General features: G+C 58.1%; 12 protein-coding genes. 6 read left to right on the plus strand and 6 right to left on the minus strand.

Going from position 1 to position 13842, the window contains the following annotated elements; translation table 11 throughout:
- The first annotated feature begins 339 nt into the window (after window positions 1–339).
- Window positions 340–996 (plus strand): hypothetical protein, encoded by a 657-nt coding sequence (locus C8D99_RS11745; RefSeq protein ID WP_133958520.1) that lies wholly within the window; start codon window positions 340–342, stop codon window positions 994–996.
- 586 nt (window positions 997–1582) lie between these two features.
- On the opposite strand, the gene C8D99_RS11750 is transcribed toward C8D99_RS11745, so the two are convergent.
- A complete protein-coding gene (locus tag C8D99_RS11750; protein WP_133958522.1) occupies window positions 1583–2677 on the minus strand; it encodes a glycerol dehydrogenase in 1095 nt (364 codons plus the stop codon).
- A 107-nt stretch (window positions 2678–2784) separates the two neighbouring features.
- Window positions 2785–3969 carry a M20 metallopeptidase family protein gene (locus C8D99_RS11755; protein ID WP_133958524.1) on the minus strand — a complete coding sequence of 395 codons (1185 nt, stop codon included), beginning with the start codon at window positions 3967–3969 and terminating at the stop codon, window positions 2785–2787.
- A 168-nt stretch (window positions 3970–4137) separates the two neighbouring features.
- Between C8D99_RS11755 and C8D99_RS11760 the strand changes: the two genes are divergently transcribed.
- A complete protein-coding gene (locus C8D99_RS11760; protein ID WP_133958526.1) occupies window positions 4138–4935 on the plus strand; it encodes a metal ABC transporter ATP-binding protein in 798 nt (265 codons plus the stop codon).
- Window positions 4928–5737: a metal ABC transporter permease gene (locus C8D99_RS11765; protein ID WP_133958528.1), complete on the plus strand. Its 810-nt coding sequence runs from the start codon at window positions 4928–4930 to the stop codon at window positions 5735–5737. The genes C8D99_RS11760 and C8D99_RS11765 overlap by 8 nt, the downstream gene beginning before the upstream one ends.
- Here C8D99_RS11765 and C8D99_RS11770 read toward each other — a convergent pair.
- Window positions 5709–6473, minus strand: a complete 765-nt coding sequence (locus C8D99_RS11770; RefSeq protein WP_133958530.1) for a FadR/GntR family transcriptional regulator — start codon at window positions 6471–6473, stop codon at window positions 5709–5711. The genes C8D99_RS11765 and C8D99_RS11770 overlap by 29 nt on opposite strands.
- A gap of 228 nt (window positions 6474–6701) precedes the next feature.
- Here C8D99_RS11770 and C8D99_RS11775 point away from each other — a divergent pair, with 228 nt between their 5' ends.
- From C8D99_RS11775 to ilvD, 3 genes are read left to right on the plus strand one after another with little or no spacing between them, the layout of a single operon-like run.
- Entirely contained in the window at window positions 6702–6968 is a 267-nt protein-coding gene (locus tag C8D99_RS11775) for a UxaA family hydrolase (RefSeq protein WP_166670164.1), read from the plus strand.
- A gap of 4 nt (window positions 6969–6972) precedes the next feature.
- Entirely contained in the window at window positions 6973–8133 is a 1161-nt protein-coding gene (locus tag C8D99_RS11780; protein ID WP_243833915.1) for a UxaA family hydrolase, read from the plus strand.
- A gap of 28 nt (window positions 8134–8161) precedes the next feature.
- Window positions 8162–9832 (plus strand): dihydroxy-acid dehydratase, encoded by a 1671-nt coding sequence (gene ilvD, locus C8D99_RS11785; RefSeq protein ID WP_243833916.1) that lies wholly within the window; start codon window positions 8162–8164, stop codon window positions 9830–9832.
- An 80-nt stretch (window positions 9833–9912) separates the two neighbouring features.
- On the opposite strand, the gene C8D99_RS11790 is transcribed toward ilvD, so the two are convergent.
- Genes C8D99_RS11790 through C8D99_RS11800 form a run of 3 tightly spaced genes read right to left on the minus strand, consistent with a single transcriptional unit; the run spans window position 9913 to window position 13835 of the window.
- Window positions 9913–11181: a nickel pincer cofactor-dependent isomerase, group 22 gene (locus C8D99_RS11790; RefSeq protein WP_133958534.1), complete on the minus strand. Its 1269-nt coding sequence runs from the start codon at window positions 11179–11181 to the stop codon at window positions 9913–9915.
- 20 nt (window positions 11182–11201) lie between these two features.
- Window positions 11202–12299, minus strand: a complete 1098-nt coding sequence (locus C8D99_RS11795) for a zinc-dependent alcohol dehydrogenase (RefSeq protein ID WP_133958536.1) — start codon at window positions 12297–12299, stop codon at window positions 11202–11204.
- A 27-nt stretch (window positions 12300–12326) separates the two neighbouring features.
- Entirely contained in the window at window positions 12327–13835 is a 1509-nt protein-coding gene (locus C8D99_RS11800; RefSeq protein ID WP_133958539.1) for a tripartite tricarboxylate transporter permease, read from the minus strand.
- Window positions 13836–13842 lie beyond the last annotated feature (7 nt).

Raw genomic sequence — 13842 nt, forward strand, 5'->3', positions numbered from 1 at the left:
GTATCCCTCCAATGTCGATTGTGAGCCTGCTAGCCCAATCGGCAGGATACGCCACTTATTTTTCAAAGTCCATACACCAGATATGAGTTTAACTCGTCACCAGGCGCTATTCCCCTGATTCGTGGCACTTGGAATCTTTCTGGTTCAGGTTATTGGGGTAGCACTCCAGTCACTGACAGTGGAACAGTCACTCTGGTTTCATACATCAATAACGCTGGATATGAAGTTATTACAAAATTCTTCTACGAGGGAATAATACGGGATGGGAGTGGCAATCTCCTTTTAAGAGACAGTTACACTCTTGACGTTGAGCTGGGCGCAGGTATTGTAGTAGACTCAATGACCGACATTATTATTGGTCTCGACAGTAATCAATACAATATTTCTCTTCAAAGCGGAGTTCTCGCCTCAGCTCATAGAACTGGGGTTATTGAAGGAAGATGGGTTTCGGCGGATTATACCTTTACAAGAAACTCGGTTCCCGCAATAGAACCCCCTAGCTCCATACCGAGTATTGGGGGGACTTGGAATGTTTCGGGAACAGGAATGTGGTATGAAACAGGGACATCGCAAGGAATGAGAGTAACAGATAGAGGCCAATCTACTTTTTCTACGATTGTTGATTCGGAAGGTTACGAGATCGTTGTCGGGATGTCTTACGCCGGCGAAGTACGGGACGGGGCAGGTAATTTGCTGTTTACAGACTCCCATACTATTAGTCGTGATGAGCTAGATGGGGGAATTCGTATCACGTCAAAAAACTTCCCAGTTGTCTTTCGGGACAATAGAGAGGCTTTTTCCATAGAAAGTTCCTCAAGGACAACTTCAATACGAAGAGGGAAGGCCCTTGACGGAATCGTCGAAGCGAATTATACATATACAAGAGGTGGCGGAGATAATGGTGGAGGCGGTGGGGGCGGGGGCTGCAACACGGTGTCTATTTCTCCTGTAGCCGCATTGCTTCTTTTCCCATTCCTTCTTCTTCTGAAGAAATAGAGAAAAACTAATTGGGAACAGGCAAGTCTTAAAGATTTGCCTGTTCTTTTTGGCATCCCATTTCGCAAGGTTTCTTGCAGATGAGCTTTTCCTGAAACTCCAATCAGGCTTTTTCCCCGGCAACTTACTGAAATCACCGTTTCAAGTTTGAAACAGTGGTTCTTCTGACTGTCTTATCCCTTAACCAACTACCGAGGAATCCTCGGTAGTTGGTTAAGGTGCAAGTTCTCCCTCTTGGTGGATGTTTGAAAAGAGGAGAGAGTGAGACTTTATCAGAGGGGCACGGGAAGAGAGCAACCATTTCGTTTTGGGTCATCCAGAGTATTTCCCCGTCACTTCTCTTCATTCGCCGCAGGCAGTTTCGCTGTTTCTCGGATTTTTTGCCAGCTTCTTTTCCTCTGCCTTGAGCCAACTTTCCTGTTTTTTTGTGTCTTCTTCCGGCGGAATGATTTTCAGGCTTGATCCCCCGGTGACCGGGCATTTCACGAACTGTTTGGTGCAAAATAGAAATTGAAAACCAAGGTATGAAAAAGCCCTCCCGAAACTTCGGGAGGGCCGGTCGGTTCCTGGAAAGGTGTTTTCCGGGCTAGGCCAGGAAGTGCCGTCCGAGGGCGTCGGCGGCGAGGATGGCGGAGCACACGTCCTCAGGTGAAACGGCGAAGGGCATGTTGTGGATGGTCTCGCCGGGGGCGCAGGCGGCCCTGGCCACGTCCATGATCCTGACCCGGTCCGCTTCCTTCACGCCCATTTCCTCGAGGGTCACGGGCAGTCCCACGGAGGCGCAGAAGCCCATGACCTCCTCCAGTTCGTCCTCGGGGGCGTTCTCGAGGACGAGCTGCACCAGCGTCCCGAAGGCGACCTTCTCCCCGTGGTAGAGTCCGTGGCACTCCTCCAGCACGGTGAAGCCGTTGTGGACGGCGTGGGCGGCGCCCAGCCCGCCGCTTTCGAAGCCGAGGCCGCTGAGGAAGGTGTTGGCCTCCACGATGTTTTCCACGGCCTTCGTGCAGCTCCCGGTTTCCACGGCGAGAAGGGCCTTGAGGCCGTCTTCGAGGAGGGTGTCGTAGCAGAGTTCCGCCAGGGCGAGGGCAGCCTTTGTGGCGTGTCCGCCGGGCATGTTGGTCTTGTCGGCGGCGATGCAGGCCCGGGCCTCGAAGTACGTGGCCAGGGCGTCTCCCATGCCGGAGACGAGCAGCCGGGCGGGGGCGTTGACGATGACCTCGGTGTCCATAAGCACCGCGTCGGGGTTCTTCGGCAGGACGAGGTATTCACTGAAGACGCCTTCGTCCGTGTAGATCACCGACAGGGCGCTGCAGGGCGCGTCGGTGGACGCTATGGTGGGGACGATGATCACGGGCGTTTTTTCATAGTAGGCCACGGCCTTGGCGGTGTCGAGGATCTTCCCTCCGCCCACGCCGATAACGGCGTCGCACTTCTTGTCCCGGCAGACGGCCCGGATCCGGTCGATTTCGGTCTTTGAACATTCTCCGTTGAAAATCTCGAACACAAGGGCGGATTCGTTCCCCCGGAAGCCGGCCTTGAGGGTGCTCTCAAGACGGCCCAGTCCTCCCCTGCTGAGAAGAACGAGGAATCTGTTCCCCATGGCGCCGATGTGGTCCTTCAGCCGCTTCAGTTCTCCGTAGCCCTGGATGTACTTTCCCGGGGCGATCATGATTCTGGACATGAACAACACCTCGCTTGATATGATATTTCGTTCACTATTATATCATACCAAAAAGCCCCCGGAGGAACGAAATCCGGGGGCGGGAGTTATTCTCTTTTCTCTTTCCGCTACTTCTGCCAGGTGAGGGCGAAACCGGCGAAGAGGGCGCTTCCCAGGGGAAGGGCATCCTCGTCGATGTCGAATTTCGGGTTGTGGTGGGGGTAGACCTGCCCCTTGTCCGGGTTGCACGATCCGTGGACGAAGAAGGTGCCCGGCACTTTTTCCAGGAAGAAGGCCACGTCCTCCCCTCCCATGGTGGGCTCGGAGATTTCCTTCACCTTGTCGGCCCCGGCGACGCCGGCGGCGAAGACCTGGAACTTTTTCGTGAACTCCGTGTCGTTGATCAGGGCGGGAGGGCCGGCCTCGTATTTCACTTCCGCCTCGCCCCGCATTCCCTCGGCGACCCTGGACGCGATGGCTCGGATCCGCTCCTCCACGAAGGCCCGGGTGGCGGGGCTGAGGGTCCTGACGGTTCCCTCGATGGTGCAGCTCTCGGCGATGATGTTGAACGCCCTGCCGCCCTCGATGCGCCCGATGGTGAGCACCGCCGGGTCGAGGGGCGAAAGCTCCCGGCTGAGGATGGTCTGGAGCTCCAGAACCGCCGTGGATGTCATGGTCACCGGGTCCACGGCAAGATGGGGGGTGGCCCCGTGGCCGCCCTTGCCCTTGAAGGTGATGATGAACCGGTCCACCGCCGCCATGAGGGACCCGTACCGGACGCCGATCTCGCCGAAGCCGATGTCCTTCCAGAGGCAGCCAGTGTGGAGGCCGATGAGGGCGTCCACGGCAGGGTTTTCAAGGGCGCCGTCGTCAATCATGGCCTTCGCTCCGAGGACGTTTTCTTCCGCCGGCTGGAAGATGAACTTCACCGTGCCGGCAAGCTCGCTCTTTCGAGCGAGAAGGAGCTTCGCGGCGCCCAGGGCCATGGCGGTGTGGGCGTCATGGCCGCAGGCGTGCATGAGGCCGTTCTTTGAAGCGAAGGGAAGCCCGGTTTCTTCCTTGATGGGGAGGGCATCGCAGTCGGCCCGCACGGCCAGCGTCTTTCCGGGAAGGGCCCCTTTGACGAGGGCTGTCACGCCCCACCCTCCCACTTTTTCCCGAATATCCTCCGCCCCCATTTTCTTCAGTTCCTGCACGATAAAAGCGGCGGTTTTCGGCGTTTCAAGACCCAGTTCCGGAATTTCGTGAAGCGAGCGCCGCCACGCGGTGATCTCTTCAGACAGAGCCCGCGCTTCGTCGAGAATGACCTTCATGATATCTCCCCCGTTCTTTTGAAGGTTGAAACACTGCTATTTTACCTCATCTTCAGCCCTTTCAACCGGGTCCGAAGTGGGGTACACTTGCGGCGGTGCCGCGGGAAAAGGAGCCGGAGCGGAATGTGCCGGAACCCGCGGACTGAAAAAGGAAGGAATCGTGATGTCATGGCCGAAACGAAAAACGCCCTCTCGTTCCGGGGCGTGAATTTTTCCTACGGAACGGACCCCGTGCTCCGGGACGTGACCTTTTCCGTTCCGCAAGGGGAATTCCTGATTATCATCGGCCCCAACGGCGGAGGCAAGACCACCCTGCTGAAGCTCGCCCTGGGGCTGCTCGTTCCGGAGTCGGGAACCATCTCCGTCTTCGGAAAAAAACCGGGAGAGGACCGATCCGTGGCGGGATACGTCCCCCAGGACACGGGGCGGAACAGGGACTTCCCCATCACTGCCCTTGAGGTGGCGCTCCAGGGGAGGCTCGGGTTTCCGGGGGGGAGGCTTTCTTACGGAAGAAAGGACCGGGAGGCGGCCATGGAGGCGCTGAAGGCCCTGAAGATGGAGTCCCTGGCGGATCGGTCCATGGGCGAGCTGTCCCAGGGGCAGCGGCAGCGGGTGCTCATAGCCAGGGGGCTGGCTTCGGATCCCGGCGTCCTCTTTCTCGACGAACCTCTGGCGAGCATCGACCCCGAGACCAGGGACATGCTGCTGACCCTGCTGGGCGAGCTCTGCGGTCGGCTTACGGTGGTGATGGTAAGTCACGACATGTCCGCCGTCTCCGCCCATGCCACCGCCGTGGCCTGCGTCAACCGGAAGGTGTTTTACCACGACTCGGCGGAAATCGGTCCCGATGCCATGGAGCAGGTCTGGGGAAGGTGTCCCGTGGAGCTCGTGGCCCACGGAATCCCCCACCGGGTGCTGGCCGTCCACGACCATGATCACGGCGGGGAGGGGTGCAGCCATGACTGACCTGCTGCAGTTCGAGTTCATGCGGAACGCCCTCTGGGCCGCCCTGCTCTGCAGCGGCCTGTGCGGCATCCTTGGGACCATGGTGGTGGTGAAGCGGTACGTGATCCTCGCCGGGGGTGTGGCCCACGCGGCCTATGGCGGGGTGGGACTCGCCCTTTTCCTCGGGTTTTCCCCCAGGCTGGGCGCCGTGGGGTTCTCCCTGGCCCTGGCCCTGCTCATGGCCTGGGTCATGCTGAAGAAGGCCTCCCGGGCGGATGCCATCATCGGCGTCATCTGGGCCGCCGGCATGGCGGCGGGGATCATCTTCGCAGACCTCACCCCGGGCTACGGTTCGGATCTTATGAGCTACCTCTTCGGCAGCATCCTTACCGTGGCCCGGGAGGACCTGCTGCTCATGGCGGGGCTGCTGGCGGTGACCCTGTTCGTCGGGATGCTCTGGAGCCGCGAAATTGCCGCCTTCTCCTACGACGAGGATTTCGCCCGGACGAGGGGCGTGCCGGTGACACTGCTCCATTTCGTGGTGGTGGTGCTCATCTCCGTGGCGGTGGTGCTCATCATCCGGGTGGTGGGGCTTATCCTGGTGATCGCCCTGCTGACCATCCCCCCGTCGGTGGCGGAAAAATATTCCAGGTCCCTCTGGACCATGATGGGGGTCTCCTGCCTCCTCAGCGCCGCCTTCTCCCTCGGGGGGCTCGCCCTGGCCGTGCGGTTCAACCTCACCGCGGGGGCGGTGATCATCCTGGTGGCGTCGGCGGTCTACCTGGTATCTCTGGTCATTCCTGCCGGCGGAAGGATGAGGTGATTTTCTGATCCGCTTCCCGGGCGGTACCTGAGAGTATCCCCTGGATCCGGTCCCTGGAATTTTCAAGATGGCGTACCGCCATGGTCCGGGCCTCTTCCGGGTCCCCTCTCCTGATAGCGTTCACAATATTCCGGTGTTCGGAGTACACCTGGTCCGGCCACTTTTCGTAGGGGAGCTTTTCCCTTTCCCGGTTTCCCACGGAGACAATGCCTTCCGTGTACAGACGGGAGGTTCCTTCGTACACCCGAAGAAGAACGGGATTGTGGGCCGCTTCAACAATGGCGGTGTGAAGAATGGCGTTATACTGAACCCCAAGTGAGCCGATCTCGGGATGGTTGTTTTCCCGAAGGGAGTACAGCTGTTCAAGGGCTCCCTGGATTTTTGCCATGTTGCGCTCGTTCCTCCGGAGTGCAGCAAAGGCAGCGGTGGGGCCTTCAATCATTGTTCTCAGCTCGAAGACCTGGGCGATGGCGTCGCTTGGCCATACTGTGAGGAGATTCAGGCTGTCCAGAACGTTCCGGGTTCCCTTTCCTCCCACGAACATGCCCTGCCGCTCCCTGATGTCGATGATTCCCAGGGCTTCAAGGGCAATCAATGCCTCCCTCATGAAAGACCGCTTCACCTGGAAATATTCGGCCAGTTCCCTTTCGGGGAGAAGCATGCCGTTTTTTGTTATGTCCCCTGCCTGGAGGGCCGTGTAAATCTGCCTGATCAGTTCCCTTTTGACGTCGTTCATCTCCGCTGCGCCTCTTTCCGCTTATGGTCTGCATTGAAGGAAACCATACTATACAGTATAAAATTGCTCCCTGAATATCAATATGATACGATACTGGACGCAATTGGTCGAGCAAGGCCGAGCACAGAAAGTGCCCCCGCTCTGGAAATGACAGCGGAAAGATTGTCAGGGAGCGGTTTTTAACTGTTTTTCCTTTGAAGACACCCCCGCAGAATGGAGAGGATATTTATGGCATCAAGGGACGCGCTGAAGATTTCCGAAAGGGACAGCGTGGCGGTTGCGCTGAAGCCTCTGAAAAAAGGTGACTCAGTGGCTCTTGGATCCCTGGTTCTTGAGATCAGGGAGGATATCCCCCGGTATCACAAGTTCTCCCTCAGGGATATCCGGCAGGGCGAAAAAGTGATCAAGTACGGAGAAAGCATCGGAGAAGCCGCGGAAGACATTGCATCGGGCGGATATGTGCATGTTCACAACGTAAAGAGCCTGAGGGGGTAGAACAGTGAAGAAGATTATGGCATACAGGAGACCGGACGGGTCAGTGGGCGTCAGGAACAAGGTGCTTATTCTCCCTTCGGTGGTGTGTGCAGCAGAGACCGCGCGGATGATCGCCATGCAGGTCCAGGGAACGGTAGCGCTGCAGAATCACCTGGGGTGCGGGCAGATAGGCAGGGATGCCAGAATGACCATTGATACTCTTGTCGGGCTGGGAAAGAATCCCAACGTTTTTGCCGTTCTGGTGGTCGGGCTTGGGTGCGAGACAGCACGGCCCAAAGAAGTGGCGGCGGCAATTGCCGAAAGCGGAAAACCAGTGGAGTGCGTGGTTATCCAGGAAGCAGGAGGGAGCCTGAATGCAGTCAGCCAGGGAGTAAGACTGGCCATGGACCTGGCGGCGAGGGCAAGCCTCGAGCAGAGAGTTCCGTGCGATGTATCGGACCTTGTGGTGGCAGTAGAGTGCGGCGGATCCGACCCCACATCCGGGGTGGCTGCGAATCCGTCCGTGGGCTCTGCCTGCGACAGGGTTGTCAGGGCGGGAGGCACCGTTATTTTGAGCGAGACGACCGAGCTCATCGGAGCTGAGCACATCCTTGCGGCGCGGTCCGTGTCCCCTGAAGTTGGAGAGCAGCTCTGCTCCATATGCCGGCAGATGGAACAGCGGGCTCTGGATATGGGGACCAGTCTCCGGGGAGGAAACCCGTCTCCGGGCAATATTGCGGGAGGGCTCACGACCCTTGAGGAAAAATCCCTGGGCTGCGTGCACAAGGCAGGAACATCAGTTCTCCAGGAAGTCCTTCCCTACGGCGCGGCTCCTACGAAAAAAGGGCTTGTCATGATGGACACTCCGGGCTTCGACGTGGACTCCGTCACGGGAATGGTGGCAGGGGGAGCCCAGATCTGCGTGTTCACAACAGGGCTCGGCACTCCCGTCGGCAACCCCATAGCTCCGGTCATCAAGGTCACAGGAAACCCCTCGACGTTCTCCAAAATGAGGGACAATATGGACATCAACGCGGGTGTCATCCTCGAAGAGGAGATGACCATCGACGATATGGGCGGGACCATTTTCGAAGAGATCATCGCGGTGGCCAACGGGAAGCAGACCAGGGCTGAAATCCTCGGCTACTGTGAGTCCAGTTTCTGGCGCTGCGGAACATGTGTATAGACCTGTATCCGGAAGGAGCGGAATCATAGTGGGGCGCAGAAAACCTGAAGAAATAACCGAGGCCTACTACGTGGGGCTCATGAGCGGTTCGGGCTACAGGGCGAAGGATCTCCGAAAGCCTGTCATCGCCGTCGTGAATTCCTGGACGGACGTCAATCCCGGCCACAAGCCCCTTCTTGAGCTTGCGCGGTACGTGAAGGAGGGCATCTGGGCAGGAGGGGGGACACCCGGGGAGTTCAACGTCCCCGCCCCGTGCGACGGGATCGCCCAGGGGCCCGGCATGCACTACATACTCCCCCAGCGGGACCTCATAGCGGGGTCCATCGAAGCCATGGTCGAAGCCCATGGCTTTGACGGCATGGTCATGCTCGCCTCATGCGATAAAATCATTCCCGGAATGCTCATGGCCGCCGCCAGGCTGAATCTCCCCACCGTTTTCATCACCGCGGGGGCCATGATCCCCTACGCCGAGGGAGGCCGGGAGTATGTGGCCTGCGACGTGAAAGAGGCCATAGGCAGGAGAAACAGCAATTCCATAGATGATGAGACCTTCGAACGGTGGACGACCCACTTCTGCGCTTCCGGGGGAGTCTGCTCCATGTTCGGCACTGCAAATACCATGGGGACCTTCCTGGAGGCGACCGGGGCGGCTCCCTTCGGATCGGCGACCATGCTCTTCTGCGAAGCCGGGAAGATGCGCCAGGCACGGGACGCCGGGGAGCGGGCGGTCGAACTGGTCCGTGAGGGAATTACCTTCTCCGGGATCATGAGTGAAGCGTCCCTCCTCAACGGAATCAGGTACATTTCAGCAGCCGGGGGATCAACCAACGGCGTGCTTCATACCCTGGCCCTCGCAAAGGTTCTCGGTATTCCACTGGATTTGAAGAAGTTCGACGAAATACAGTCGTCCGTTCCGGTGGTGGCGAAATTCAAGCCCTCTGCGGAGAAAAACATCAGCGATTACCACAGGGCCGGAGGTGTCCTTGCCCTCCTCTCGACTATTCGTCCGCACCTTGATCTCTCCGTCCCCCTCGCCATGGGAGGAACGCTCGGCGACGCACTGGATGATTTCCGGGGCCCCGTTGACAGGGAGGTAATCCGCCCTCTCTCCGATCCCCTCCATCCGGCCGGGTGTTTTTCGATCCTTTCCGGGAACCTTGCCCCCAGGGGAGCTGTGGTGAAGAAGAGCGGCGTTGATCCGAAGATGTTTCGGCATAGGGGACCTGCCGTTGTTTTCAACTCCGAGGAAGAAGTGAAGGAATTCCTCCTGACCAAAAAAGTCGAACCGGGCTCAGTGCTCGTGGTGCGATATGAAGGACCGAAGGGCGGTCCGGGAATGAGGGAGCTGTCAATCCCGGCGGCTATGCTCGTGGGAATGGGGCTTCACACCTCCGTGGCCATGATAACGGACGGACGCTTTTCGGGCGCTACCCGGGGGCCCTGCGTCGGTCATATCGCTCCCGAAGCGTGGGTTGGAGGCCCGATAGCCCTCGTTAAGGACGGGGACTTAATTGAGATTGACCTGGAGACGAATTGCCTGACCCTCCATGTGCCGGAGGAAGAACTGGAAAAACGGGGACAGGAACTGAAGCGCCCGGAAAGAAAGCTGGGGGGAGTGCTCTCGGCTTACCGTAAGGGAGTGGGATGTGCGTCCGAGGGGGCAATATGGCTCTTCCGGGACGATGAAGAAGAGAACTGACCGGCTGGTAGGGACAAGACAGCCCCCGGAAAAAACGGGGGCTGTTCTCTGTGTGTAATTCTGAAGATCTTTCTGAAGAGCTAGAAGAGATTCCCCTCACTGTTGAAGGAAAGCTCGTAGGGCTCGCCTGTCACCGTAAGGTTGGGATGCTTCGACGCATACGGCACCAGGTTTTCCGAGATTTCGATTTCCCCGAGCTGGACTGTGTTCTTTATGCGCACCATCCTCACGGCGGTGCGGTCCATGACGTTGCTCATCTTTATGGCTGCCTGTATGGCCTGGCGGTCGTTTTTCAGCACCATGGGAAGTTTTACACTCATGGGGACTGTTGATGTAAGCGCATTCGGGTACGTCTGCTCGAAATCGAATTTATCGAAAGCCCTCTTTGTCGTGAGGTCCAAAATCCCGAGTCCGTTGGCGTTTCCGTTTGATTTGTCAGTCACGTCGAGTACGCCGACCCTCGTGATTTTCGGCCCGCCCGAGGCATAGGGGGTGTGATAGCGGCCGACGATATTTGTGTCAAAGCCGGTTCCGCTGATGTCCTTCCCGATCTCGTCAAGGATGAGCACGTCGAGCTCGTCGAAGAAGATTCTCGGGTAGAGGCTCCACGCCTCCTTCAGAAGTTCAGGCTCCCGGGTCTCTATCATTTCTTTCCCCATCACTTCAAGCCTTGCGGTCTCGTGATAGGCATTCTCCAGGATGGCCACGGCACACAGGATGTTTTTCTTTTCTATGGTCACCCTTGCGATGGCCGGAACCGTCTCCGCCATTTCCCCGAAACCCAGCATGTGGGCGAAGTCTGCGCCTTTCTGCTTTCCCATTCCGATGGTGATCATCTTCATCAGTCCGCTCTCGCATGGTCCACGGAAGGCCACGTGAGGCTTCACTCTGTTGATGACGACGATGGCATCCGCTTCGTTCGCATACTTGTCCAGGTACACGGGGCGTCCGTTGGCGGAAGTCCCCAGCTGGACCGTTTCCATGGTGGCCCGTATGGGAGCTCCCACAAATTCCTCGGTAACTCCCATGCCCTGAAGGATATGGATCTGTCCCTCAGCCGTGGCCCCTCCGTGGCTTCCCATGGCGGGAAAGAGGAAAGGATCTCCCCCCGCGGCCCGGATTTCTTTCACGAGGATTTTCAGCATGAGAGCGATATCGGTGATTCCCCGGCTGCCGGCGGTTACGGCCACTTTCCAGCCGGGCCGGATTTTTGCCAGGTATCCGCTTTCCTTCAGTTGTCTGGAGAGCTCTTCTTCAAGATTTCCCGCACGGGGCCGGTCGAAGGCCTGGCGCACCTTCACCATCCGGGGAACGGGAATCGGGTCGAGGAGCTGGTCAATGGCCGACATGTTTTTTCCCTTTCTCCGGATCAGATTTTCAGGGCGACTCGAAGGCAGTCATGGCTGGTCGCCGCAAGATTAAAGCCGTCCTCCCACTTTTCAAGCGGGAATTCATGGGTCACCAGCGGATCCAGTATGACCTTTCCCGTTCCCACGAGGTGGATTGCCGTCTTCCAGTCGTAGGGAATCTGGGAAATTTCTCCCTTGACGTCGATTTCCTTCACGATGATCTTATGGGTGTCCACGGGGGCGGTTATGCCGCCGCGGATGCCCCCGCCGGCCCAGAGGACCTTTCCGCCCTTCCGGACGATATCGAGGGATTCCGCTATGGGTTCCACGGATCCGGTATTTTCAAGCACAACGTCCACGCCGATGCTGCCCGTGAGTTCGGCGATGCGCTTCCGGATGTCTTCCTTATCCACGTTGATCACTTCGTCGGCCCCCATCTTTTTCGCCGTGGCGAGCCGGAAGGAGGCGTCCCTGTCCACTCCGCTCATGTAGATCGGTCCCGCGCCGATCGCCCTGCAGACCTGCATGAGCAGGATACCCCTCGCACCCGGGCCGAGTATGGCCACTGACTCCCCCGCACGGACTCCCATCCTGGAGATGATGCTGTGGACAGAGCCTGCCGTCGGTTCCATGAGGACGGCGGATTTCGGGTGAACATCTTCTGGGAGGACATGAAGCTGGAACTCCGGCCACACGGTGTATTTTGCAAAGCCCCCGCCGGTTACATAATGCGCTCTCCCATCCATGGGCTTGAGGGTATTGCAGATGTTGAACCGGCCTTCGAGGCAGGCCGGGCAGTGGCCGCAGTAAAACGTCACGATTTCGCACACGACCCGGTCCCCCGGTTTCACCCGGGTGACCTTCGGACCGATCTCCCTGACCTTCGCCACGATTTCATGCCCCTGGACAACCTTGCGCTCCGGGTGGAGAACCTTCGCGGCTTCTTCCTTGCCGGCACCCCACTTGTGGATGTCGCTGCCGCAGATACCGCAGTACTCCACCTCGAGAAGAACGTCATGGGGTGCGTAGGGATTTTCCCCGAGCCTCGGAACAGGTACTTCTTCGAGTGCGACGACTCCGTCGGGATTGGTGACGAGGCCGAGCATAGTCTTTTCCATGGTGCGTTTCTCCTTTCTTTTTACGGGTCAGCTTTTCTCCCGGGCTTTCTTTTTCGACGTTCTCCACCGTGTGTACATGGGTGTTGACTGGAGCAGTGAGAAGAGTGCCACCGCAAGCAGAACTGCGGAAATGGGATTTGTCAGGAAAATCATCCATGACCCCTGGCTCATGAGAAGAGACTGGTGCAGACTCACGTCAAGCATTCTCCCCAGTATGAGTCCGACGACCATGGGTGCGACCGGAATTTTCAGCTTGTCCATGAAATACCCGAGAATGCCGAAGGCGAACATGAGCCCGACCTCGAAGAAGTTGTTGTTGATGGCGAAAGAGCCTATGACGCAGAGCACGACGATTGCAACCGACAGTACCCTGTTGCTGACCCGCGTCACGAATATGCATGCTTTCGTGAACAGGATCCCTTCCGCAAGCATGAAGAAATTGGAGAGGAGGATGGCCCAGAGAAGGGTGTAGGTGACTCCAGCATATTCAGTCATCAGTGTCGGCCCGGGCATGATTCCGTGAATCATAAGCCCGCCGAGGAGCACCGCCGTTGATGAACTGCCCGGTATCCCGAGAGAGATGGTAGGAATGAGCGCACCCCCGACGACGGCGTTGTTCGCGGCTTCGGGAGCCGCAAGGCCGTGGGGATTTCCCTTTCCGAAGGACTCCTTGTCGTCCGAGAACCGTTTCGCCTCGTTGTAGGCGAACCAGCATGCCGTATCGCCGCCCGTTCCCGGTATGATGCCGGTGAAGATCCCTATGAGCCCGGAGCGGATAAAGGTGGGGATCAGGGGCCGGATTTCCTTCCAGGGAAGAAGTATCCTGTCGGTAATGGAGTTGATGCGTTGCACGGCTCCTTCATCCTTCTCGATGAGCCGGATTGCCTGGGGAATCGAAAAAAGGCCTATGAGTGCCACTGTAAAGGGGATTCCGGAAAAAAGGTTGATATTTCCCAGGGTAAACCGTGGAATACCGGTTATGGAGTCCATTCCCACTGTCGAAAACAAAAGTCCCAGGGAACCGGCGAGAAGTCCCTTGATCGCAGATCCCTGCGAAAGCGAACCGATGATGGTCATTCCGAGCACTGCTACGGAAAAGAGTTCCACAGGTCCGAACATTACCGCTATTCCGCCGAGTATGGGCGCAATGGTGAGGAGAAAAATCGAACTGAGCAATCCTCCGAAGAAGGAAGCGGAGAGCGAAATGCCGAGGGCTCTGCCGGCCTCGCCTCTCTGCGCCATGGGATATCCGTCCAGAATGGTCGCGGCGGCGGCAGGCGTTCCGGGGGTCCGGACAAGAATCGCCGCGATGGAGCCGCCGTACATGGCCCCCATGTAAATGGATGCCAGCATGCTGATGCCGGTTTCCGGGCGCATAACGAATGTCACGGGGACGAGCAGGGCTATGGCCATTGTGGCTGAAAGCCCGGGCATGGCTCCTACAAGAAGTCCCAGTCCGGTGCCTGCGGCCACTGCAATCATGTTGTACGCGGTAAAGACAGACGAGAGGCCGAGAAGAATATTATCCAGGATCATGAAAGGA

It is taken from the genome of Aminivibrio pyruvatiphilus, from assembly GCF_004366815.1.
In the GTDB taxonomy this organism is placed as follows: Bacteria; Synergistota; Synergistia; order Synergistales; family Aminobacteriaceae; genus Aminivibrio; species Aminivibrio pyruvatiphilus.